The 24,147-nt window shown below is 41.2% G+C and carries 26 protein-coding genes; 13 read left to right on the plus strand and 13 right to left on the minus strand.

All coding sequences use genetic code 11. The features are described 5' to 3' along the window. Positions 1-661: 661 nt before the first annotated feature. Positions 662-946, minus strand: coding sequence for a hypothetical protein (locus F6K63_RS30705; protein ID WP_287314091.1), 285 nt, complete (start codon positions 944-946; stop codon positions 662-664). 660 nt (positions 947-1,606) lie between these two features. Here F6K63_RS30705 and F6K63_RS30710 point away from each other — a divergent pair. Next, on the plus strand, positions 1,607-2,239 hold the full coding sequence (locus tag F6K63_RS30710; protein ID WP_287314093.1) for a recombinase family protein: 633 nt from the start codon (positions 1,607-1,609) through the stop codon (positions 2,237-2,239). 95 nt (positions 2,240-2,334) lie between these two features. Here the strand turns inward: F6K63_RS30710 and F6K63_RS30715 are convergent, their stop codons facing one another. Continuing rightward, a complete protein-coding gene (locus F6K63_RS30715; RefSeq protein WP_287314094.1) occupies positions 2,335-2,589 on the minus strand; it encodes a hypothetical protein in 255 nt (84 codons plus the stop codon). A 669-nt stretch (positions 2,590-3,258) separates the two neighbouring features. On the opposite strand from F6K63_RS30715, the gene dnaG reads away from it, so the two are divergent. Together dnaG and F6K63_RS30725 are read left to right on the plus strand one after the other, a co-directional pair. Next, positions 3,259-5,247, plus strand: a complete 1,989-nt coding sequence (gene dnaG, locus F6K63_RS30720) for a DNA primase (RefSeq protein WP_287314095.1) — start codon at positions 3,259-3,261, stop codon at positions 5,245-5,247. Continuing rightward, complete coding sequence (locus F6K63_RS30725; RefSeq protein WP_287314096.1) at positions 5,237-5,650, plus strand: hypothetical protein; 414 nt, start codon at positions 5,237-5,239, stop codon at positions 5,648-5,650. The genes dnaG and F6K63_RS30725 overlap by 11 nt, the downstream gene beginning before the upstream one ends. A 135-nt stretch (positions 5,651-5,785) precedes the next feature. Here the strand turns inward: F6K63_RS30725 and F6K63_RS30730 are convergent, their stop codons facing one another. Continuing rightward, positions 5,786-6,751, minus strand: coding sequence for a DHH family phosphoesterase (locus tag F6K63_RS30730; RefSeq protein ID WP_287314097.1), 966 nt, complete (start codon positions 6,749-6,751; stop codon positions 5,786-5,788). Between the two features lie 170 nt (positions 6,752-6,921). Between F6K63_RS30730 and F6K63_RS30735 the strand changes: the two genes are divergently transcribed. The 7 genes from F6K63_RS30735 (at position 6,922) to F6K63_RS30765 (ending at position 11,866) form a co-directional block, all read left to right on the plus strand. Continuing rightward, positions 6,922-7,749, plus strand: a complete 828-nt coding sequence (locus F6K63_RS30735; protein ID WP_287314098.1) for a hypothetical protein — start codon at positions 6,922-6,924, stop codon at positions 7,747-7,749. Between the two features lie 297 nt (positions 7,750-8,046). Beyond that, complete coding sequence (locus F6K63_RS30740; RefSeq protein ID WP_287314099.1) at positions 8,047-8,355, plus strand: hypothetical protein; 309 nt, start codon at positions 8,047-8,049, stop codon at positions 8,353-8,355. Between the two features lie 41 nt (positions 8,356-8,396). Then, a complete protein-coding gene (locus F6K63_RS30745) occupies positions 8,397-8,699 on the plus strand; it encodes a hypothetical protein (protein ID WP_287314101.1) in 303 nt (100 codons plus the stop codon). Next, positions 8,692-9,273, plus strand: coding sequence for a hypothetical protein (locus F6K63_RS30750; protein WP_287314102.1), 582 nt, complete (start codon positions 8,692-8,694; stop codon positions 9,271-9,273). The genes F6K63_RS30745 and F6K63_RS30750 overlap by 8 nt, the downstream gene beginning before the upstream one ends. Positions 9,274-9,397: 124 nt before the next feature. Beyond that, positions 9,398-10,120 carry a hypothetical protein gene (locus F6K63_RS30755; RefSeq protein ID WP_287314103.1) on the plus strand — a complete coding sequence of 241 codons (723 nt, stop codon included), beginning with the start codon at positions 9,398-9,400 and terminating at the stop codon, positions 10,118-10,120. A gap of 62 nt (positions 10,121-10,182) precedes the next feature. Then, positions 10,183-10,797 carry a hypothetical protein gene (locus F6K63_RS30760; RefSeq protein ID WP_287314104.1) on the plus strand — a complete coding sequence of 205 codons (615 nt, stop codon included), beginning with the start codon at positions 10,183-10,185 and terminating at the stop codon, positions 10,795-10,797. Between the two features lie 127 nt (positions 10,798-10,924). Continuing rightward, a complete protein-coding gene (locus F6K63_RS30765; RefSeq protein WP_287314106.1) occupies positions 10,925-11,866 on the plus strand; it encodes a hypothetical protein in 942 nt (313 codons plus the stop codon). Between the two features lie 214 nt (positions 11,867-12,080). On the opposite strand, the gene dnaB is transcribed toward F6K63_RS30765, so the two are convergent. Together dnaB and F6K63_RS30775 are read right to left on the minus strand one after the other, a co-directional pair. After that, complete coding sequence (gene dnaB, locus F6K63_RS30770; protein ID WP_287314108.1) at positions 12,081-13,451, minus strand: replicative DNA helicase; 1,371 nt, start codon at positions 13,449-13,451, stop codon at positions 12,081-12,083. Positions 13,452-14,105: 654 nt separating this feature from the next. Then, the gene (locus tag F6K63_RS30775; protein WP_287314109.1) at positions 14,106-14,345 is read right to left on the minus strand and encodes a hypothetical protein; all 240 of its coding nucleotides are present in this window, start codon (positions 14,343-14,345) and stop codon (positions 14,106-14,108) included. Between the two features lie 389 nt (positions 14,346-14,734). On the opposite strand from F6K63_RS30775, the gene F6K63_RS30780 reads away from it, so the two are divergent. The 3 genes from F6K63_RS30780 to F6K63_RS30790 are packed head-to-tail and all read left to right on the plus strand — an operon-like array spanning position 14,735 to position 17,361. Beyond that, the gene (locus F6K63_RS30780; RefSeq protein WP_287314110.1) at positions 14,735-15,958 is read left to right on the plus strand and encodes a hypothetical protein; all 1,224 of its coding nucleotides are present in this window, start codon (positions 14,735-14,737) and stop codon (positions 15,956-15,958) included. Positions 15,959-15,995: 37 nt separating this feature from the next. Beyond that, positions 15,996-16,784, plus strand: a complete 789-nt coding sequence (locus tag F6K63_RS30785; RefSeq protein ID WP_287314111.1) for a DNA cytosine methyltransferase — start codon at positions 15,996-15,998, stop codon at positions 16,782-16,784. Further along, complete coding sequence (locus tag F6K63_RS30790; RefSeq protein WP_287314112.1) at positions 16,744-17,361, plus strand: hypothetical protein; 618 nt, start codon at positions 16,744-16,746, stop codon at positions 17,359-17,361. Before F6K63_RS30785 ends, F6K63_RS30790 begins: the two co-directional genes overlap by 41 nt. Before the next feature lie 24 nt (positions 17,362-17,385). Here the strand turns inward: F6K63_RS30790 and F6K63_RS30795 are convergent, their stop codons facing one another. The 8 genes from F6K63_RS30795 to F6K63_RS30830 all read right to left on the minus strand — a co-directional run. Beyond that, positions 17,386-17,976 carry a DUF4231 domain-containing protein gene (locus F6K63_RS30795; RefSeq protein WP_287314114.1) on the minus strand — a complete coding sequence of 197 codons (591 nt, stop codon included), beginning with the start codon at positions 17,974-17,976 and terminating at the stop codon, positions 17,386-17,388. A 259-nt stretch (positions 17,977-18,235) separates the two neighbouring features. Then, a complete protein-coding gene (locus tag F6K63_RS30800) occupies positions 18,236-18,550 on the minus strand; it encodes a hypothetical protein (protein WP_287314115.1) in 315 nt (104 codons plus the stop codon). A gap of 29 nt (positions 18,551-18,579) precedes the next feature. Further along, positions 18,580-20,247: a coiled-coil domain-containing protein gene (locus F6K63_RS30805; protein ID WP_287314116.1), complete on the minus strand. Its 1,668-nt coding sequence runs from the start codon at positions 20,245-20,247 to the stop codon at positions 18,580-18,582. A 106-nt stretch (positions 20,248-20,353) separates the two neighbouring features. Then, the gene (locus tag F6K63_RS30810; RefSeq protein WP_287314117.1) at positions 20,354-20,962 is read right to left on the minus strand and encodes a hypothetical protein; all 609 of its coding nucleotides are present in this window, start codon (positions 20,960-20,962) and stop codon (positions 20,354-20,356) included. Between the two features lie 72 nt (positions 20,963-21,034). Beyond that, positions 21,035-21,484, minus strand: a complete 450-nt coding sequence (locus F6K63_RS30815; protein WP_287314118.1) for a hypothetical protein — start codon at positions 21,482-21,484, stop codon at positions 21,035-21,037. Between the two features lie 26 nt (positions 21,485-21,510). Beyond that, positions 21,511-22,041, minus strand: coding sequence for a hypothetical protein (locus F6K63_RS30820; RefSeq protein ID WP_287314119.1), 531 nt, complete (start codon positions 22,039-22,041; stop codon positions 21,511-21,513). Positions 22,042-22,180: 139 nt separating this feature from the next. Continuing rightward, positions 22,181-23,005 (minus strand): hypothetical protein, encoded by an 825-nt coding sequence (locus F6K63_RS30825; protein WP_287314120.1) that lies wholly within the window; start codon positions 23,003-23,005, stop codon positions 22,181-22,183. A 64-nt stretch (positions 23,006-23,069) separates the two neighbouring features. Then, positions 23,070-24,147: collagen-like triple helix repeat-containing protein (locus F6K63_RS30830; protein WP_287314121.1), on the minus strand; the 1,078-nt coding region annotated here is incomplete at its 5' end.

Raw genomic sequence — 24,147 nt, forward strand, 5'->3', positions numbered from 1 at the left:
AGAATTGCTGAAAAAAGTTGCTTTACGAATAGTTGGCAGCTCTTGGCTCGTCTTTGCCTTTAACGCGTTGTGATGCTCAAGCGCAACCTTTTTAGAGGATGTTATCAAAGATGGGGTTTCATTAGAATCATAAACGGTATAAAGACTTACTGGAAACTGTTGACTCATGCTGGCAACCTTCAAAATAAGGAAAGAAGTTAGTAACACTTCAATATTTAAACTGTACTAGCATCTATATATGCTGTCAACCATATTTAGCATAAATTTAAGTAAAGAAATGTTACATGTTCAAGCCCCCCAACACCTTGTCATTAAATGACCTTGGATACCCTTTTCATGCATTAGGAATTTCTCCCCCCTCTCAAAAAACTTTGCGGAGAAACTCTGTTAAAATCAGAAAATAAAACTAACAAACGTTCTTTATTTGAAAAATGCCTAATGGGCTGCTCGAAGGACTGCCCAAAGAAACGCCTTCCTGGTCATCTTTCATAACCTCTTTGGTCAATAATAGTTCAAATCTTCAAAGTTCTATGCCTTTGCAGCTGCACTGAATGGCTGAAAGATCCAATCCCTTCGACTATTCACCAGATACTCAAAAGCGCCCTCCACTTTTTTGAGTATCTGGTGAATAGTCCGCTCATAAAGAACAGTGCAACTTATGCTATATCCATTTGGCCAAGCAATATTGCCGGTACCGAGCAACCATCCCTATTTTAAGAGCGGTTACAGCCTTAGCAATGGATGAGATGGGGTGTTCGATGGCTAGTTTCTTAGCCTCTGCCATCTCAAATAATGGGCTAACTAGGGAAGTATGGCTAGATATGTTGATAATGCCCAGGCTGTTTTTCGCCCTCGATGACAACAGCAGGAGGGTCTTTATGGCCACTGTTCTCTGCTCATGGAGCTCGGTAATGGTTTGCCACAGTAACCGGTGATGGGAAAACACAAGCAGAATCTCTTCTTGATCAATGACCTCTGCGATTGCACTTCGCTGGTCAGGGCAATGTAGGTAAATTTGGAGCAGCAGTTCCTCAGCTTTTCTAGTCAGAGTGGGGGCTGGGTTAGAGGTGGTTCCCGCTGCGATCGCACTGTGATTGTCCTACGATTTTGGATATGAAGGATGGGGAGTTTTTCAATCCTCCTATAACCCCCCCATTAAATACAAAAGGAGGGTGCATCCTGCAATTCTTTTGTTTTACCCGAAGGCATTAATCATTGAAGTAAATCAAATTTTCTTCAATGATTACTTTGTGGAATCGGGTGAGAAGATAATTTATTTTCCGGATTAGAAAATCAAGTGGACTTAAGAGCGATCGCATCTAATCTCTCAAAAAAACTAATTCCCCCCCTCCTCCACGCATTGCAGTGGAGTGTTCGAAAGGCGGAAGTAGTTCTAAGACCAGGAACGTGACCATGGGACTGAAATAGTCCCAGCTAAAGTAAGAGGTAGTTCGTTGATTACCATGGAGATGGCTAAATGTCATCCCCGTTACGCCTGCCGCCTCCAAAATTCTGTATCAGTTAAGGTACAGCTTAACTGATACAGTAAAAAAAGACGGAATTACTGCGTTTAAGCCTCTTTTTAGAAGAGAGCCTTAACTGATACATGAAAGTTGCGATTTACTGTCGGGTCTCCACCGCTAGTCAGTCCTGTGACCGCCAGGAGGAAGAACTACTGGCATACGCCCGGCGTGCTGGGCATGAAGTGTTCGGGGTATGGAAGGAAGTCGAATCAGGGTCAAATGATCAACGGGCTAAGCGCCGCTACATTATGCAATTAGCCCGAGGTCGGTTTATTGACGGGATATTAGTCACTGAACTAACCCGCTGGGGGCGTAACACCCTTGACCTGATCAAAACTTTGCAAGACCTTTCCCACTGGAACGTGTCTGTGATCGCACTCACCGGAATGCAGTTTGACTTGGGGACGGCGGAAGGGAGATTGATCGCTTCTGTTATGGCTTCCATAGCAGAATTTGAGAAAAATCTGCTAGGAGAGCGGATCCGATCCGGAATGAAACTTGCACAAGAACGAGGAGTACCGATAGGTCGGCAAAAAGGGGTTAAGCCAAAATCTAATCGCTTAAGACCCAGGGTTTTACAGATGGTGGCCGAGGGTTATTCCTATGCCCAAATAAGCCGAATGCTGGGTATAGGCAAAACCAGTATCTACCTGATTGTGAAAGAGAACAAAAAAGCCTGCGATCGCACCTCATCCCCAAATTCTGATTATTACTAACCCCTCCTACCCCCGCTCTTACCTCTTTTCTAAATAGTCTGAACATCCCTTTTTAAACACAAAGCCATGTTCAGACTACCCTTGATGTCATTAAGTCATAACTTAAGACCCTTCCACTTCCTCTCGAAAAATTTCTGGGGCAATGTTTCATCATCAGTTTCCCATCTTTTCTTACGAACCTGGTCAAACTCATTGCTAAACCGTTGTGCTTTGGAACCACGAAAAGTCTTTACCAAGCCATACTCTCGTGGCCATTCCCCCGGGTTTTTGATTTCCTTTACCCATGCAGAGACCACTCGGTCATTGTTATCAAGTTCCACTTTTGCCTCAAAGCGTCCTGGTTGTTTCATGATTAAGAATCTCTGTTAAATTTAACATTCAGTGTTTTCGGGTTGGTAATAGGAGTCGAAGCCTATCGCATTTTTTGATTACGGCTGTTGAATATTGATTAAGCTAAGTTACCAACGTCTCCTCCCACCTCCCCCAATTTAAAACCCTTCGAAGCTCTCAAGACTTCGGTTAACCAATATTTTCAGCTTCTTCAACTTTTTCCAGAATTTGGGAATTAATTTTGCAGTCATCGCCTGATCTCTCTCTATAGTATATTGTCTGAGCTGCTGGAAGTCTATTCTTAGATAGTGATCTCCTTTCGCCGGGGAGGGTTCATCAAGCCCCCAGCCCTCTAGGGTAGGATTAGTTCTAATCCTACCCGTACTATTGACAAAAATCAAGAGTTGTAACCAGCATCTTTATGTGCTATATTAGCTGCATGCCTTTAAGCGTATGGGCTTGAAAATATTTAATATTTTTTATAACTGCTGTTGCTGCCCTGCTTCTGACGAGGCATTAACAGCAGCTATAACCACCAAGACCCCTTCGTTTGAGCTCTAATAGCAACTCTTTAAGCAGCCATTAACAAGCCCTAGCCATTCAAAAATAATAAGAAGCCAGCGGGAAAGGCGGCTTCTTATAAAATTACTAGAGATTGTATGTAACCCACCTCTTAGTATAAATGAATCATGCCGAAAATCCATCCTGCTACCATTGCAGCCATTAAAGAAAAGGCCAGTATATTAGAAGTGATTGAAGAGCATGTCACATTACGGCAGCGTGGTAAAAATTATGTTGGTCTTTGCCCATTTCATGATGAAACAACCCCTAGCTTCACGGTCAACCCAGCTAAGCAGCTCTATCATTGTTTCGGTTGTGGAGCAGCAGGGGATGCGATTAAGTTTTTAACCGAGCACTGCAAAGAATCATTTACTGATGTCGTGACTAGCTTGGCTGACCGGTATCATGTCCCGGTCACCTGGGTGGGGAAAAAGCAAACGGAAGAGATTGAGCGGGAACGTTCTTTCAAAGACCAACTGTATGAAGTCTTGGCATTGGCCAAAGCTTTTTATGAGCACAACTTACGCCAACCGGATGGGGCGCAAGCACTGGAGTACTTGCGATCGCACCGTAATCTACCTGATGAAATCATTCGTGAGTTTGGGTTGGGCTATGCCCCGCCCGGTTGGCAAAAAACCTATGACTATTTGACAGTGACCAAAAAGTGGCCAATTGATTTAGTTAGCAAAGCCGGGCTGATCGTTTCCGGCAAAGAAGGGAGGTACTACGATCGATTTAGAGGCAGAGTAATCATCCCGATTCATGACGCCCAGGGTCGGGTCATTGGGTTTGGAGGCCGTAGTCTTGACGGCAGCCTGCCAAAGTATCTCAACTCCCCTGAATCGCTAGTTTTTCACAAGAGCAAGATTTTATTTGGCCTTGACAAGGCTAAATCTGCCATCTGCAAACGAAACCAAGCCATAATAACAGAAGGTTTCTTTGACGTGATCGCGCTCCATCGCCATGGATTTTCCCAAGCCGTCGCGTGTTTAGGTACTGCGCTAACTAGTCCCCAACTACAACGCTGCTTAGCTTCCGCCCCATCAGGCCAGATTATTCTGAATCTTGATGGGGACCCCGCTGGGGTTACTGCCTTAACCCGAGTGATCATCAATGAAGCCATCCCCGATCCCAATGGCTTGGTGACCAAACTTCGGGTCTTGGCTCTCCCAACAGGGAAAGACCCGGATGAGTTTTTAACCCATGGGGTACAAACTCAGGAGCATTACCAACGACTCATTAATGAAGCGCCACTAGCTCTAGATTGGCAGATCAATCAGCAGTTCGTTGGGAAAGACTTGTCCCGCTCGGACCACTTTCAAGACGCAGCGGAAAACACTACCAATCTACTGAAGCAAATCAAAGACCGAGCGTTACTCATTCATTACATCTGTTATTGCGCTCAGCGATTAGCTAATGGGGAGCCTGGCCTAATTCGTTATTACATCCAAAGCTTGCAAGCCAAGTTAAATTTACTATCCGATAGCCACAAGCCCCGACCCCCCATCCTTCACCTCCAAAATCGTAGGGCAATCACAGTGCGATCGCAGCGGGAATCACCTTTAACCCAGCCCCCCACTTTGACTAGAAAAGCTGAGGAACTGCTGCTCCAAATTTACCTGCATTGCCCTGACCAGCGAAGTGCGATCGCAGAGGTCATTGATCAAGAAGAGATTCTGCTTGTGTTCTCCCATCACCGGTTACTGTGGCAAACCATTACCGAGCTCCATGAGCAGGGAACAGTGGCCATAAATGACCCCCCCGCTGTTGTCATCGAGGGCGTAAAAACAGCCTGGACATTATCAAACATATCTAACCATACTTCCCTAGTTAGCTCATTATTTGAGATGACAGAGGCTAAGAAGCTAGCCATCGACCACCCCATCTCATCCATTACTAAGGCTGTAACCGCTCTTAAAATAGGGATGGTTGCTCGGTATCGGCAATATTGCTTGGCCAAATGGGAAATGGTTGATCCAAGCCAAGAAACGACAGATAATCAATACTACTGGCAAGAATTCCAAACCGCTAGCAAAACGTTAGCAGACTTAGAAAGCAAGCGGCGGCACCATGAACAAGAAAAACCATCACATTCATTTCATTACAATGAAACATAAAAATCTTGCTGAGTTAAGACGTAAAGTCCTCGGCTATCGAGTTGAAAAGGAACTTAACAGCCATATAAATACAAAATGGGCTAATAAGCCTACAATTAAATTCCCTCAATTTTCGATACAAAAATACTTAAAAGTAAAAGAATATTTAAAAATACTTCTTGACCACTACGACAAATCACGATTTAATGGCCAGTTAGACAAGTTGCTGTTGTATTTAGTCTATATTTATCAGGTACTGCCCAATGACGATAGTCTTTTCAAAGAACTGACCAAAGAGCATTCAGAAAAAGAATTGAAAGACATTGCTTTGAAGTTTAAAACCCTATTGGATGCCCACATTCCTTCCGATTCGAAATTACATCAACAAGCCATCCCTCACCTTTCGAAGTATTTAGACAGTTAATTAGGGGATTAGCTTGCAGCAGGCGGGCTTCAAAACCTAATAAAAATTGATAAAGTAGTTAATTAATTTTTAAATAACCTAACTACTTTATCAAAAATTGCAGCATATATAGAGAACACCTTATCTTACCATAACTTACTCTTTTTTTTGTTGATTTATGGTTAATTTAGAAAAGCCTGCGGCTCGGGGATGACCCCCTCCGCCATGATATTTGGCAAGTTGAACGATATCAACTTGACTATCTTTGGTAGACCGTAAGTTATGGCCATTATTAGTTTCACACCAAGCAAATGATGTTTTAGCGTAGCGCTTAGCTAATGCATTCCCAATTACAGAAACATATCGTGCTTCTGCCTCATTCAAAAAAACGTAGGGGACTAAATAAGACTTTTCTCCATCTGAAATCCCTTTGAAACTGTACCGACTACATGCTTCGTCAACTATTTTGTCCCGATACTCCATTTTTTTTACCCCTAAGGGTAATAAAGCCGCGTAAACACCATCCTCGAACGCCGGTTTAACAGCGCATCGGATTATCAAGCTGGAGTAAGCCGCTACCAAATCCCAAGTACTACCAAAAGCATTTCGCCAACTAGCTAACCCTTCGTTAAAGGCTTCAGACTGAGGAATCAGTCCTTCATAATACCCGTCAAAGCCGATATCACGGCGTTTTACATCTTTAAGAATGTGAGGTATAGGAGTATTAGGGAAAAATTCTTTCCAAGCTAAGGTTGCCCCACATTCCGTTTGGTCTAAGATAGCTTGACTAAATTGACTTAATTCATTAAACTTATCAGCATGATGATCAATAATTGTTAAATCTACCCCTTCATCTATCCAGTACCTCATCCAAGAAGCAGGATAAGAGAAATCAATAATACAAACACCATCATCTTTAACAAATGGATATATGTCAAAGGGGGGAATCGGCTCGTATTCATTACTAGAGCGATGAACATCCCCAAGTATTTGAATATTTTCATCTAAAATATCGCATTTTTTTAGCGCAGCAAAAACAACAGAGGCGGCGGCAATCCCATCAGGGCAATGGATTAATTCGTCCCCAGTTTTCTTGATGCAATGAAAAACAATGTAGTACATGAGCCTGGCTATAGTATGACATAACTTAATTCAACCATAAGCCGCGCTTCTTAATCCATCAAGTTAACAAAACTTTACATCAAAGGATTTGACAGCATCTATAGATGCTGCTATAGTTCTAAATGTAGAGCTAGCAAGCATCCTACATTTAGAACTATTACTTAAACCTCATGTCTTTGCCCCCGCTAAAAAACCTATACACCGTTTTTAACTTAAACGGCATTCCCTGTTTCGTATCTAAGTATCAAGCAAATGCTAACGCCAAATATAGTGAGTTAGCTACAAAAGCCAAGGTTTTGTCCGTACCTCTTCGGCCTGTCATACAAACAGCCATCGCTCCAAAGAAAGGGAGGGGCGATCTTAGTCTCAAGCCCTGGCAATATGAAAAATTCCAAAATTTCGCAGCCGCTATTCGTTATGAAATTTTCAAGTACCTCAATAGCGCTCACCAAAGTTACCATATATGGGTAGATAAAGCCCATCGCATTCTCTACTACACGACCGAGCTGGAAACATCTTTTGGCTACGAAGCACTCAAGTTCATAACTACTAATCAAGCTAAAGACCTTGATGTCGTGTCATTCAATGACCTATCTATTACCAACAGGGATATTCACGAAATCAGCAAAGCCAATATTGGCAACACTTTCCTTAAAGATAAAGAAGCATATTTTAATAGTGGATTCTTCAAGAATTTGTCTTCTGAGGAAAAAGGAAGGTGGTCTAACTACCCCGACATACTCCAAGACAAGCAGCCCGAAGAAATGAAAAAATGGTATGAATTTTTGCAATTGACCCAATTGCAATTTATTGACCATGCATTTTGCTTACAAGAACAGCCATTAGTCTACGAAGTCCATCAAACCATGTGTCTAGACGAGCTAGAACGGATAATCATGGTTACCATAGACCGGGATTGTGCCATTGCTTTAAAAGAAGCCATTGGGTCAATAGCCCAAATCAAATTCTATGAAAGACCCTCAAGCATCTTGGGTTAACTCGTAAAAAACCCGTGCGATCGCAGTTCCTCAGTCATTAGCGCGATCGCACAGATTTAAGTAGGCTTCGCATTGTCTGCCATACAGCAGAATCTCCATGATAGCGCTAATCTTGCGCAGCCTTGGAATTAGTGATGGTCACACCCTCCGACAATTCAATTCCCACCTTCTTTCCTATTGCCTGGGGGAGTATCAACACTAGCCTAAGTTCAAAACCTCTCCCTCAATAATGGGAGACCCTCCCTTCTTAGTCGCCATTACTGCTCTGCCCTCTAAAAAAAACAAACCCTTCACTCAATGATGAAAGCAATGCTCAGTAAAATCTTGGCTTTTCTTGATAACATGGAATACGACTATGACATAGAAGTAAAGACAGTTGAAACTGGTAAATGCCCTTACGGTATATACGAGGAAGACAGTATAGATATTCCAGTAGAATTTAGGGTGTTCCCTGTGGATGACCCAAGCAATGCAAAGGTCTTTATTAAAGGAGAAGCGGAAGCTGTAGAGGAAGAATTCCGTACCCGCCTTTACCCTAACTGTGGGGATAAAAAAGGCGAGAAGATTACCCAGCAGTTTCTCAAAGAGAAGTGGTACCAATCTTAACAAATAGCTCTTTCAATCCTGCGATCGCACAACCAAGTCTTATGGAAACTCCAATTTCGCATAATTCCTTAATCGTCAATGGCCACACTATCCGACAATTCAAAACCTTTGAGCCCCGACTTATTTGGACGAGCATCGACGATTCTTTAGTGCTGATGCCAGGTTCAACAAAAGACCAAATTTGCGAGGCTATCACTAATAGCTTGTTCCTGCAAGAAGAAAATCAAGCTGTGGTGCATCAAATTACAACAGATAATGGTAACATTATAACTATAGGGACACAGCTAGCTGTTTTTTACGTAGTTCTACAAATCCTGGAATTAAAAGGTAAATCAAATGAGTAGAAAAAAGAAGAGTAAAAAGCTAGACCCATTTTATGGAAACAACCATCCTTGTAATCTAATAGATGAAAATAATTCCATCAAGAAATTAAAAATTATCTATTTCTTTCAGGGTAGCCTCAAAGGAGAATACATAATTAGTATTGGGGATACGACGCATGACCGTAGAGGAATTAGCTTAGATCATTATCTCCCTAAAGACAGTGCTTCACATGGTTTATTACCTCGTTCTATGTCAAGAATCAAAATAGCTCCAATAATTCCATCCGCCAAGATAGACATGCATTTGTTACTAAACTTAGAAGAAACTCCCACCATATCAAGTTTCTTTGATGTCAACGAAAAAGAAAATACCGCTACTTCAATCTTTATGTTTGCGTCTGATGACAATAGGGATGAAACCCCGGAGATTGAAGAGGCGTTAGGCCACCTAAGCAAATTATTCGCAAAAATATGTTGGGTTAATCAGCAAGGGCTAGTTCAATTTAGCTTTGGGGGTGAACTAGGGTATTTTTGTAATTTTCCCACCGGCCTCTTTTTGATCATGAATGAAAGGTTAGACCAGGTCAATAAATAAAAAGTGGGCTAAAAGTTCAAAAAAAAACAAACCTGGCAAAGCATATCATGCCAGGTTTGCGCAAGGTTACCACAAACATTTTTCAAGTGTAACCGGACAAATTACAAAGTTCAATTATTCTACTATGAAACGAAAGCTCCCAGCTAATTCATCGCCAAATTTCCAACAACTGGAATTACTATCAGGCAACCCTCCCCCCTTCTCGTTATCCGACCGGTCAAAATCCAGTCAAAAATCGTCCAAAAACTGTCCGACCGGCCAACCTCAAGCCTCTAAGTCTTTAGCCAAAAGTGGCATCAGCCATTTAATCAAAACGAAAATAGGGGCACAGCATGGCCATCCAAACCCTCCTATCCAGTTAGAAATCAATTTTCTAATCATTGACCCAAGTGACCATCACCAATTTGCTAACTGCGGCCATCCGGCTAAGTCTACCAAGAACAAGCCTAATAAAGTCAGTAATTCATCAAATCCTCAGAAGACCCCCTCCCAAGCAAGGGGAAAGGAAGTTTGGCAACTAAGCATTGAGGAGCTAGAGAGCTACGTAGAAGATTCAATTTGGGAAACCATACTCAGCAGTATAGCCACATCCCGAAATACCCTACACCTGATCACCAAGATCAAAAAAACTCAAGTGTTAATGCTCCCCACTCTCACCGCTTGCGAAGGGAGCCCTGGGGTACAGCCAGGAGGAATAACCGAATGCGAAAGATGGTTCAAGACAAATGAACTCATCCCCTCCCCATGGCAATTAAGCCCAGAGGCTATGGCAGCTATGCATGGATTCCCTTGCCATTGGTTTCGGGCAGTGTCCCCGCCCTATACAGGAGAAGTCTCAACCTGCTAGCCAGTCCGTGGCTCCCCCCCTCCTTTTCCCATTCATTAAATCAAAAAAGGTAGATCACATCTATGAAACGCTCTGTAGACATCAAAAAGCTCCTAGATTTATTAGCTCAAGAATATGGAACCCCATCCTTCGTTATATCACGGGTAAAAGCCGTTTTTAGTCATTATAGACTAACTCCATTAGTGGCAATAAACGAATTTGGAGTAGCAATGTTTTTTGTCCAAAAATTTTCTATGCCACAGAATGAAGCTATTGAACTAGCAGAATATTTAATAGAAACAGCCACTAAATGTTTGGCATTAATGGAAGAGGAAGCAGCTATCAAAAAAGTCTCTACTGGGGACAAGGGAACTCCATGGTACTACAGCCCTTTAAGTGGCAGCCCTGTCCAAAGGGATGACGAGTATGGCTACAACTGGCTTAAGCTCATTGACAAACCAACCCACAGAGCCTGCTTATGGGCTCTTAAAGAAAATAACGGACTACATCCCGGTAATTCCCGAGCAGGAGCACAATTTCTTTTAGAATTTAGTCAAATATGGCGGGATTTGATGTCGGGTTATTTGGAAGCAATCGAAGCTTTCAACAGCAGTGAACCGACTCTTAAAAAGCCTGACTACGACGTAGCAAACATCGCTATTTATGTCCCTGAGGGGGATGCTCTAGACAACGAATAGGGCATAAAGAAATCCTAGTTTGTCATTCGCAGCAAACCCCTCGACTACTTCAAGTTACTTGGATAACTTGAAGTAGTCGTAAGCAGTTAGTAGCAAACCCTAGAAGCAGCTAATAGTAGAGTCTAAAATGAGTTATAGTACTGAAGCACTTTTAAAGGTCGTAAAGCAAGGTGATGACATTCACTATGTACGACTTGAAAATACTAATCAAATTTTTGAATCCATGGATGAAGCCATGGAATTTCTGATAGAAGATACCCAGAATGCTTATCTGCGGATTCTGGGGCTGGAAAAGCAGAGCTGGGCAAATCGGTTTAATTGGGAGTGCGCTGAACTCATTGAAAGCACACTAGCGGCAGTCTACTATGATCCATTGTATTGCGTGTACTGGGGCGGAGCCCATGACCCTACAACTCGTAATGGGGTGAGTGACATTTATCGGTTCTTTGAAATAGAGAATCGATATTCTAACAGTGCCCATCTACGTCAGTATGCAGGGTGCTTCCTAACTCCAGATGGTGCATACAAAGCTGTGGGGCAACTCTTCTGTATATCGGAAGAAGAGCTGGAAGGAATCGCATTAGTTTACAGGTCATTCCGAGCCAGGAAAAGCTCAATCATTGAAGTGTTGACTGTAGATGCCAATGTGGCATTGGGAGTAATCCCTACAGATGACGGAAATGATATCCAATACTACCTATTTCTGACAGGAATAAGTGATGAGGCGTGTTGGCATTACAAATCACTATTCTACCCTCAAGTCGTAAAAACCTTGGCGGCAGCTCAAATGTACCAAGCAATGATAGCTGACAACATAGAGCAAGTTTTAAATAAAACGAGGGCAGATAGTTTTCATTACCGAGAAGAATGGGTGCGGGCACAAGAATGGTTACGCCATGAAGAGTGGCAAGGGGAACTGGTCATTTATTTTGACCCCTACCACGATGTCTATTGGGTAGGGGAATCTTGGTCTGATGACATAGACCACTACAGTGGATGTTACTTAACAATTGACGAAGCTGTTCGAGTTTTTAAACACTGGAAAGAAGAAATGCTAACCACGGCCTAATGCCCACAGTCTCCAAAGCCTGCTGTAAGTGTAGGTAAAGCAATAACCCTTGTGTACTACAAGTAAGTAATGCCCACAGCCCCCAAAGGAATTGTTTTGGAGGCTGTGGGCATTAAGGAGAAAAGAGAAGTTATGAAACAAAAAGTGGGGGGGGTACAGCTGCCAACACTAGTGGTAGTCAAAATTTTAATGCTTTGACTACCCCAACGGAGGCTCAGAAGCTGTCATGCTTTCGCTCAAAAGATGACTTAGCACGCTGGGAGGGCTCTAAAAATCGAGTGTGCTCCCCGTCAAACTGTAAGTTAACCATCCCCACAGGGCCATTACGATTTTTAGTCACCAGAACCTCAGCCAAATCCCCATCCAAAGACTTAGGGTGATAGTATTTGTCCCGGTACAGCATTATGACCATATCAGCGTCCTGCTCCAGTGCCCCGCAATATTTGAGGTCAGACATCATGGGACGTTTGTCTTTGCGAGCTTCAACCTCTCGGTTGAGCTGGGACACCAACATTACTGGGGCGCACAATTCTTGAGCCAGTGCCCTTAGGGCGCGAGAAAACTGAGCTAATTCCTGCACCCGATTAGGATGGTCACCGCCACCAAGAAGCTGTAGGTAATCAATCACAATTAGCCCGAGCTCCCCAATTCGTGATTGCAGCCCCCGGGATAGCGCGCATATTGTTTGAATGCTAATGCCAGGATGATAATTGATATGGATCGGGAGCTTACGGATATTGGCGACGGTAGACAAAAACCGCTGGCTTTCCTCTTTGGTCAGTTTCCCCAGCGCAAGACTGGTGGAAGCTATCTCTGCATCAGCAGATATCAATCGATCCATTACTTGATCCCGACTCATCTCCAAGCTAAAAATAAAGACTGGCATCCGGTTTGCGATCGCACGAGCAACGTTTAAAGCAAAACTTGTTTTGCCTATGGATGGGCGAGCGCCAACAACAATAAACTGACCTGGCCGAAAGGAGCCGAATTTATTATTAAAGCTAGGGAACCCAGTGGCACGAGGGTTATTTAGTTGAGATTCATAGCGGGCATCAAACCGTTCTAAATAGCCAGGGACAAGTTCATTAACAGATTTTAAATCCGTCGAAATATCCATACGAGTCACGCCAAACAGACTTTGTTCAGACTCATCATAAATCCGTTCCAAGTCCAATGTATTATTAGTAGCCAATTGGTTAATGCGATAAGCGGCATTAACCAATTGACGGCGACGGTGAGCATCCTTAATGCGCTTAACATACGCATCAACATTAACACCAGAAAAAAAGTGTTCGGTTACTAATCTTTTCAAAAACAAAATCGCTTTAGATTTGTCAATTATTTGATGCTTATCTAGAGAATCTGCTACAATATAAATATCAATTGGAACAGCTTCATTGTACAATAAAATGCAAATCTCAAAAATGCTTTGATGCATTCCGTGGAAGAAATCCTCCACTTCTAGAAGTGGGAGAATTTCTTTGCTTAACTCAGAAAATTGAAGAATTCCACTTAAAATGGCCTCTTCAAGCTCAATGCAGCTAGTTGACTGCTCTTGATTGATTTGAGAAACAATTGTTGTCATTTTTGTTTTTTTTATAACCATAAGTAGGCCAAATTATGTGTAGTTTTAATTTGGCTATTAACTGCGGTTAAGTTAAAACCTTTTGCGGTGAAATGAGCATCGAGTAGCGATAACCAATCACTTTACTTCATTTCGGTGTAAATTGTCTACAGCAAAATAAAAAACTGGGCTTAGCCAGCAGCCTTCGCCATCAAAAGCTAAAAACTGTTGACTAAGTCCAGATTTATCAATCCATTTTGCTAACTGGCGGCAAAAACTCATGAGCTACATAGTAGCCATGAAGAAAGCCTTGAAAGTAAGGACATTTTACAGTACACCCTGGATTAGGAAATGAGCAGCAATCAGGTTTAGATATTCCTGAAAATCCATCTTCATGGCCGCGATGCCAGTCAAGATCACACTGCTGCACCCGGGATGTAGTCTTTTGAGATATCATAGGTATAGTTCGATAAAGTTTCTGAAGGGAAACCGCTTATGATTATTTCCCTTCAGTATTTTTATACTACCATACCTCCCAAGACTTTACTCAATAATTTTCCAATTATTCTAAACTCAATTTAAACTTTATTAATTCAAAGCTTTGAGTTAATAAGTGACCGAGTAAACCGTGGCCAAAAGCCTTGAGTTTGATATATGTTCAATCTCCCTTGTTAGTCAAGGCCGATTAGCTTTCCCTATTAATGTTTTTCGCCTATAGGCATCCACATTGACAGATTTATTCCTTTCTTGATCAAACAGGGACATGACCACCAAATCAAAGAATTCTTGGGGGGTTAAGTTATGCTTACGCATAAACCAATCAACTCTATCCACATAATCAATATGAACAACTCCTGAAATGGTGACATCACTTCTAATGGGAGCGTTGCCATTAGAAGTATATTGGTTTGGCATGATAAAAAATAAGTACAGTTATAGTAGCACATTTATATGCTCGGCTAAAAACCCGTAACTTGCAAGCTTAAATCCTTAGCCTTTGCCGGAGAGGCCATCAGTCTTTCCAAAGTCAACTAACGAGCCTCTATCAAAATTAAATCAACTTGATGTAATTAACCATAAAAAAATGACCAGCCTCAAGTTGCATCGACCAAATTGCAGCAGTCGGTCTCCCATAACCTAATCTGCGCTCAATCGCCCAGCAACTAACGGCAGTCACAAAAGGGTAAACATTGTCAAGAAATAGGGGAAGGCAAAAGAGCTTACAATGAGCTTGTAAGAGCCATTTACAGAGTGCTCTTCATTGTCCCCCAACATCAATAGCCAGACACAAGGAGTGCCAGACTATGATTGTATCCGACAGAGTTGCATTACTTCCACTTGACCGGGATCTTGATCTCGGTTCTCCTGCCGAGGCGGCGGTTTACAACCAGCTGCATTACTACTACCGGCAAGCCAACAACAATGACATTGAATTCCACGACAAAAAAGAGTGGTTCCCTAAAACCTACGCTGAAATAGCTGATGACTTGCGGTTTTGGTCTGAGCGAACCATCCGCCGAGCCATCAAGGCATTAATAGATAAAGGCATGGTTCTCAAGAGCAACTTAATGCGGAAGTCGTGGAACCAAACCTCTTACTACAGCCTTGTGGACAAAATGGCCACATCGACACGGACAGATTGTCCACCTGAAAGTGGACAAAATGGCCAGGCTCAGGTGGACAAAATGGCCACATCATCTATTACTCCTAGATCCACTAAAGAAGTAATACTAGAACGCGAGGAATGGGCAAAATTAAACATCCCCTCAAACATCCCCGATCCGAGAAGGATGCTAAATCGGCTGGTCACGTGCAACATCGATTATCAAAAAGTCAAGGAGTGGATCGGTCGGTATCCCCAAAATTGGGATTATGCGATCGAGCGAGTTGAACGAGGCATTAAAGCAGGCTGGTGTGAGGTACCTGCTGGCCTACTGATTTCATCCCTGCGTAATGGACCTGTGGTAGAGAATGCAGAATACGAGCCTCAGAAGGTGGCACGACAGGATGAGTCCCATCCATGGTTTCCGGTAGGAGACTTAGGGGATGACCGTCCACCAGAATTAGTTCAATATATGCAACGTCAACCCCGAGCAACTAAGAGTTTCTGTAAAAGCCCTATATACGGCGTTTATATATGGAAGCTGATCTACGACAACGGACGGATTTATGAATGGGACAAAGTCCCAGACACAGAGAAAGCCAATCCTGATACAACCCTTGAGAATTGGCAGGAACCCCTAACCGATTTTCGTAGGAACCCCCTGATGCGAGAGCTATACGAGGAAGCTGACCGCAAACAGGAGGAGTTGGAAACCTATGTCAAAAAGCAAGAGGAGAGGAAGCCTCTAACAATTACGGAGGAGGATTTACGACGGGCGGCAGAAAGGCGAAAATTTTTACTGTGGCAGTGTGACGAGTACGAGAGAAAAATGAAAGAAGAGGCAGATGCTGCTCAACAAGACTACTTAAACAATCCTGACCTCACAGACATTGGCGACCCCGACCCCCCCATAGACCAAGAGTAATTCTGTTGCAGCAAAAATAAACACCTAAATCAAAACAATGACTTTACCACCTTTAACTGCTTGGGAGCCATTCGCTGGAATTGGTGGCTTTGCCCTAGCTGCCAAACAGATTGGGGGGTTTAACTGGACATCTTTGGAAAATAACCCAGCTGCGATCGCGGTACTACAATCCAATTTTGACCACCCTATTCTTGCCCAAGACATTAGAACATTTCATCCTGAGTTCAAAGCCTATAACCTAATGGTCGGGGGATTCCCCTGTGGGGGAACTAGCAAAGCAGGAACCCGTAAGGGGCTAGCCCATTCCCAATCCTCCCTATTCCGAGAATTCTTGCGATGTATTGAAGAAGGACTCCCCTCATACGTGGTTTTAGAGCAACCTATTGGGTTTGAGCATCGAGGGCTCAAGGCATGGGTAGGAGGAATGACAAAACTAGGGTATTCAACTCTTGATCCAATATTGCTATCAGGAGCATTAATTAACATTCAAGTTGAACGCCTCCGAATGTACATCATTTCCTACCTTAATGAGCCTGAAACCCTAAAAGGTCAACCAAGAGGGTGGGGGAAGCAGTTGGAAATGTTAATTGAAAACGAACAATCCAAAGAAGATACTTTAAGCATTGCCTGGGAGAATGGCGTATTAATCCCAAAATTTCCATTAGAATTACAAACGTCCTACAAGCCATCGTTATCAGTCCCCCCCAAATACCCAGGACGGATGACTAGCCGAATCTTAAGTGGTAAAACAATTGTTGTCGCTCAAGCACGCATTATTTTGTCCCTTGTATATTACTTATACTGGCAACGGCTATCCCTATGTTGACCTGAAAGACCTCCAGTACTCCTATCAAATTGACGACTTAGTTTACTGCGATCGCTACGAAGCCATTGGGACTATCACTAAGATATTTCTCAAGCCTGGCGATCGCACAGGGATAATCTATGCATCAGTCAACTGGCAATGGGGCACATTCCCACCTACTATCAAAATTACTGAGCTAGAACCCCTTCTTGATGCATCCCAAGTGTCCAGTGAACATCCAGTGGACACTTGGGATGCCAGTCAGTTCAACTATATAGCCCCTCCCTTTGCTCATGGATATATCGACATCTATAACCCCCCATTAACTAATGAAGTAGACTCTACAAGTTCCAGCCGCATTCGCAGACCCCCTTACCCAATTTACACATGGGCTACCAGACTAAAGAACAAATGGAAGGTTAAAAAAAAGCGTATTCCAAAAAATAAATTGGCTTTAGTCCAGCAAGCGTTATTCTTAAATCAATCAGATAATTTCATAGTAAACACAGTCTTAGATGGGGGATTAAAAGCTCCTCATCTAAGTGAAATAATTATTGATATAGGCATATTAAAAGTAAAATCTAAACTCCGTTGCTAAAAAAACAAGACTTACAAAATTAACTTACTTATCTTCCTTAAGTTTTGACATTCGAGCTGCAATACTAGATTCATAACGCTTTACAGATGAGCCATCAATTTTATTAACTTTATTCATATAAGACTCTAAATTATCCGTAATAATTAAATCAACATTCTCACAAAACTTAGGAAATGCCAATTGATGGCTAGTAAATTTTTTATATTCATCTGTTAGCTGGAAGAAATACCACCCCTCTTGTTTCAGGTCTTCAGCAGTCTTACGATATAAAATGTATTTAAACTTAGACTGAATAATTTCTTCAAGAGTTAATCCTAAAGCAATTAACTGAGAGATAACGAACATAACCCCAACAAAATTAGGGTCATCAGACAATCCAGATAATTCTAGCCCTAGCAAGGTAGGGAGTAAAATACTACTAACAGTTGTGACCAACTTCAAACTGTAAAAAATGTTTTTGTATTTAATTGCTTTATTATTAAACCAGTTTACTTGGTCAAGCCAATGCCAACATAAAATCAATTTTTGATGGCTAGATAAATTTGTGCAAGAGGCTAATCTAATAACCCGTTGAGTAAATTGCTTTTGATAAGTCAGTAATTTTTTGGATGCCAATTACTACATTAATAAGTATGATTAATATAGGCTATATGATAGTTGTTCAAACCACAGATTATTTTCATGGAATACCTGTGGTTTTTTATAGCCATTTTAAAGCTTAAATTAATATTTTATGAAATACCAAAGCACTGATGTTATATAGATTTAAAAAAATAAATTAATAATACAAATAAAAACTTATATTAATCAATTAATAACTAGATTAATAATTAATATAAGTTAGCCTTAACTATCAAGTTAATTATCCATAGTGTTAGACTATGGTCAAAGTTCCGTCCTCCATTAGATAATCTACAATTTTGTACCCATCTTCTTTTTGAAGAACAACCTTGATTAAAGTTGTAGGATAAGGGTAAGGGGGCTCACTAAATGCATTAAGCTCTTCGTTACTTAATATCTGAGCACCATATACATTTTGAAGATTTACCGCTTGTCGGCCAATGATTCGATATGTCCCATCTCGTTTAAGCGCCACACGAATATCTCTAAATCTTAATCCAAAGGATGTAGAGAAAGGCACCGTCTCTGATGTAATGACATCGGGCAATGGGTTGTCAAAATCTTCCATAACGGAGGGACGAGTTAATCCCCCCGTTATTAGTTTGGGACTGGGTAAGTCCGAGTTAGGGTGATATCAAGCTCATTGTCAGGATACTGAGCATCACGTTGTTGGATAGTAACTCGGCAAGTATCAACATTAATTCTTTCCGAACGGATGAAGCCATTCACTTCAATATGAGGAGCGTTAACACGGGAATAGCTTAGTACTCGGAAATTTTTATCCCCAAATCCAGTGACAATATCCCAATGAGTCAGTATTCCAGGCAATCCAGTATCTGGATCTGTAAATGGCTCAGTATACCCATCTTTTAGTACAAACGTTTTAGTTTGACTAGCAGCATGAGCTTCGAGGGCTGCCATTAGTGCATCAGTACCAAGTTTAGTTTGGACTTCAGCCGCTAAAGCTAAATGGTCATTGCGGTGAGCAGTGAGATTAGCTTCTAAATCCACCAAGCCTGCTTCAGCTTCCTGGATATCCGCTTTGTTGGCTTCAACCTGAGTCTTAATAGCCGCTAGCTCAGCAGCTTTAGCATTAAGCTCATCAATTTGAGTACTGTGAGAGGCTAAAGTAGACTCATTAACAGCAGTCTTTCCTTGAAGGTCTTGGATATGCCCTTCATTGACCGCAAGGCGACCAGTATGATTACCAACCGTTAACTCATTAGTAGTAATGCGATTACCGTAATCAGCACTAGTGGCTTCTAACTGAGTAATCTTACTCTGATGCTGACCAATTTTCTGGTCTTGTTCAGTGTTGCTAGTCTCAGCTGCCCCTAAGCGCAGTTCGTGGCCGCTTAATTGTTGCCCTTGGGCTTGACTGGCCTGTTCTTCAGCGGTTACACGTCCTTCTAAGCTTTCAACGTCAGCATTAAAGCTTGCGATCGCAGTAGTGTTTTCAGAGGTGGCAGTTTCAGTGCCTGTTAGTCGAGCTTCTGCTTGAGTAACGCGGGCACTTACTTCAGCAATAGCTGTCTCATTAGCATTAGCCTTTGCAATTACCGCCTCGATCTCTTGGCGAAAACTAGCTGAAATAGTAAGCTCACCATCAACTACAGCAAATCGACCACTATCAAAATTAAGCCCAATTTCATTGGCTCGCTTGAAAAGTGGGGACTGAGCAATAATCTCTTCTACCCGAGTCCACGGATCAATATTAACTAGCCCAACCGCCGGATTAGTAGCAGAAATAGGTTGAGCATCATCAATAACCACATACTGTTCATTGCGGTCATCAACAAAAATTCGTAATCCAGACTTGAATGATGCAGCATCTACATACCGTGGGTCCCTAATTACAGCACCACCATCCATGGTATAAATACCATCAACGGAGCTATTCCCAGATAAAATCAACACACAGCGCTGATAGCTATCATCTGGAATGGATGAATCTAATCCTGCTAAATAGGCTTGAGCTTCAGTAATGGTTGAATAGAGAGAGCCAACAGTAACTTGACGAGCCCCGCCTTCCCTTAATAAATCAACATCAGTCCTTAATCCTTCAAGAGCCGCTTGCCAAGCACTTGTATCCGCTTGATCAGATTGCTCACTTTCATTGCGAACCTCGCCAATTTGATCAAGAAGCTGTTGGTAAATGTCATCAAGTTCACTCCTTACTATAACCCGGTTCCCAACTCCATAAGATGGAGCAGCCGTAACCCATACGTCTTCAAAACTAACTGGCTGGGCAAAATTTTGAACCATATCGATTTTATAAAAACTTTATCAACTTAAAGTTTAAATATTTATAAAATCGATTGTAATCAGTGATATTACGGATTTTTTGAAATCGATTCATAATAACTGCATATCATAAATTTAAAATTAAAACTCTAACTTTCCGAGTTTCAATATCAACGCCTGTAAATACAACAAAAAACCCCGAAGGTTGTAATGGCGTGACTATTTTTGGGAATAAGTTAAATTCATCATCAGTAATAAATTGACCAATGCCATAGTTTGATGTAGCAGCATTTACTGATACCCAAAAATATGTATCAATTAGCGTAGGCTCTTCAGGATTAATTTCAGTTCTAACAAACTGCAAATCTACCCACCTAATAGCATTAGTCTGTTGAAAAACTTGAATTAATATATTATCAACATCATCAATAGCAGGAGTTAATTGCTGCAATGTTATTTCCCAAGGAACATCAAGTTTTTGAATGCACCGTGCTTTAACGGCTATTGTCCTTGGAACATCACTCCCATAGGATAAATGTAATGAAAATTTGTCAATTGAGGCAGGAAACGATTGTTTTTGATTATGGACATCACTAATTAGCTGACTAATAGTGATTCGGCCATAATCTGGTGGGTTTACTTGACTTACACAAAAAAGCTGGCTAATAGTCTTTTCACTATGTAACCAGCTGGTTGAGTCTACCGTGTTAAAGTTCAGGATTGTATTCCAGGCCACTTATTTATAATTATACAAAAAAACTTATTAATTAAAATAATTTAATCCTATTAAAATTCAAATAAAATTTGATCACTCTTCAAGTAACGTACTAACTTTTCTATCTAATACGTCATTCTGATCTACAATTATTTGCAAATACTCTCTGGTTGATAATTGTGTAGCACCTGGCCAAACTAGTAATTCTAATGATACTGATGGGGTTGTCAATTCACTATGAAGTTTACTAAGCTTAATAGAAGGCAGTCTAGTTAAAGCTCCTAAATCTTTCATATAGTTAGGGAATGGCTTTTGCATGATTTTCACATGAGGCCAATCCCATGCCACTTTAAGTGGACAAAAATCATGGCGAATGTTTGACCCTTCGATTGGATACTTAAAAGCTAGCCATGCGAAAAAACGAGTATAAAATTCGGTTGGATGAAATTTAATTACAAAAATATCTAAATCAAAATTAATTGCATCCTCAAAATCTTGCCATTCAAAATTGGGGGTTATTCGGCCAAGAGAGCGTAGTTGCATATTAAATAACCCCTTTAAAATTAAATTTAGCCACCGCTAGCAGGTTCATCTATAGCTTTCTTATAATCACCAACAAAATAGAATGCTCCTGATTTAGTAGTTACTACTTCAGGCTTATTTCTAGTATATAAAGCCTCAATATGCTTTAATATTGCTGCCATAGAAACTTTTGGAAACCAAACTTTTCGATCTATGTATGCTGTTTCTGTTGCTGGCCCTCCTGAACTTACAGGTGCTTGAAAAGATAGAATTAATGGGGTTCCGGTTTTAATAACTCTTTGACCAGATGGTTTCCAATAAACTACTTCTCTTACAGAAATAGTTTTATCTGCTGTTATAGCTCCAGTATCTGATACTTTATAAGATGTTCTAGTATGCTGCTTCCTAGTAACTTTATTTAAAACAAGACTCCTTGTAGCAGTTGTATCAACAGTTATTCCCCATAATTTAATAAGATTTGAGTTCATTGTATAAAAATACGTTCCATCTAATCCGGTTGTTTCTCCCCCAGATTTTTCAACAAATTCTTCTTTGATAGGTATCCAAGTTCTAGCCATATAAAAAAAGATTGCAACATAATTTCTGTATAACACATTCAAATTGAACTGTCAAGAAGATTTAAGGAAAGCTATTGAGCGATCAAGCGAAAATTTTTTTTTAGATATCCTAGGATGTCTAAAAAAAAATTTTGTCTTTTCAACGTAAGATAGATTGCCGTTTTCGCCCTCGACGGTCATATAGCACAACTTCTTTAACGCGCCTACCTAAATAGACAGTGGCTAAAGATAGTTCTACGTCAACTTCCTTGCGATATTTGGGTTTGCTTAACGTTTTGCCATAAATTCGCTCTGTCCCTGGGTTAGCAGGGTATGATTTGTCATGGTCAATAAAGCGCATAGATTCAACATCATAGTCCTTAGACTGGACTTCTAATACCTTGTTTAATACTTTTAGCCCTTCTGCTTTACTTCTACAAGAAATTCTATTATTATAATCGTTTTTATAGTTATACAAAATAGTATATTTACCTTTTTTCCACACAAACGGAGTAGGCTTCATAAATGTTGACACTACCTTTTGTGCCAATGCTTTAGCCTTAGTCTCGTTAAATGATTGCAATGTCTCATCCAACAGCCTTATTGAAATCTCGGAGATGTCGTAACTCCGAAATCGTCTAGTTTTATCGCTAAATACCCGACGGTCAAAAAGCAGATTGAGTTGTGGCTTATTAGTGACTCTTTCATGGCTTTCAACAAACTCTGTTGCTGGGAATCCATACATCACTGGGATTAACTGACCAGCTTGCCCGTAAATTAACGTAAACAAGTGCATCTTGAGGATGTACTCAAGAACGCTATCATTTTCATCAATTAGAACAGCTTGCCTTGCACTCAATTCTGGCACATTAATGTCAGGGTCATCAGGAAGACCACTAAACCACTCCTTCACTAATTGATTATGAACTTTTTTAGAAACTGAAAGCAGATGTTCAGTCCGGTTAAAATTTGATGGTAAAGGCATAATAACTAACTCATGGTATAGAGTCTTAATAAGAGGTTAAAGATTACAATGAAGGCTGAGCCTTTTATTGCTTCTCCGTTTTCTCAATAGGAATGTCAGCTCCTTGAGAATCCTTTTTAGCTTCTTCCTTAGGCTTAGCTTCCTCTTCTGTCAACTCTCCAAACGCTTTATGCAATTCTTCAAAGTTTTCTTTACCTTGCTTTATCGTTTCTTGAGTGTCTACTACGCTTTGAGCAATATTTTGCAAGTTTTGTGCAATTTCTTGCCCTTCTTCAAGTGCCTTTCTAAGTTTAGCCAATCTATTTGCTTTAGCAACAGCGGAACTGACATTTTGAGGGAGGTTCCGATAAGCGTCCCTAGGAATGACCATGATTTTAAGAGCATTAGCCACCATATTAACATTCCCTGCTGTATAAGTAACTAAATTTTCTAGATCATCAACAAGGCTCATCATAGTATCTGCTAAATTAGTAACTGCTCGATACGTTCGATTTAAGTTGTTCCATGTTTTAGCAGTTGTGTCATACATTTCTTGCCCCACCATAGAGATTAATAGGCTCTTAGCATTTTTCCCTAAAATCTCTGTGAAATTATAAGCTTCGCCTGTATCAGGGTCTTTTAGCCCTAAAGCTCTCATGCTCAAATCAACTACACTTCCTAATGTCCGGCCTATATCGGCAGTAAGTTGAAGAGCATTATGAATGGTAACGGCTAAAATGAAGGCATTAAGAGCTTCTCCTAATTTAAATCGCTTGCTAATCTTCTCAAAGTTCTCTTTGGTCTTGTCAAGAAGGTCTTTTCCCTGTCGTACGGCTTGCTGTACTTGACCGTTAACAGCGTTTAAGGAATTTTGTGTTGTCTTTAAAATTCCTTGATTTTGTCGAAGAAGATTGCCATTGGCCTGTACAGTCGTTTGAATAACCGTTAATTGTGCTAATACTTTTGGATCCAAAACCGCATCCGCTCCTGATAATCCGCGTAATCCTTGAAGTCCTTGCTCTCCTTTTTCTCCTTTTTCTCCTTTCGGTCCAGCAGCCCCCACAGGACCCGCAGGACCAATCGGACCCGGTTGGGCTTTTTGCTGAAGAGCTCGTTCAGCTACCCCAGTGGTTAGTTGCAGCTGGCGGTTGAGTTGCTGAACC

The organism is Moorena sp. SIO1G6 (genome assembly GCF_010672795.1).
Taxonomy (GTDB): Bacteria; Cyanobacteriota; Cyanobacteriia; order Cyanobacteriales; family Coleofasciculaceae; genus Moorena; species Moorena producens.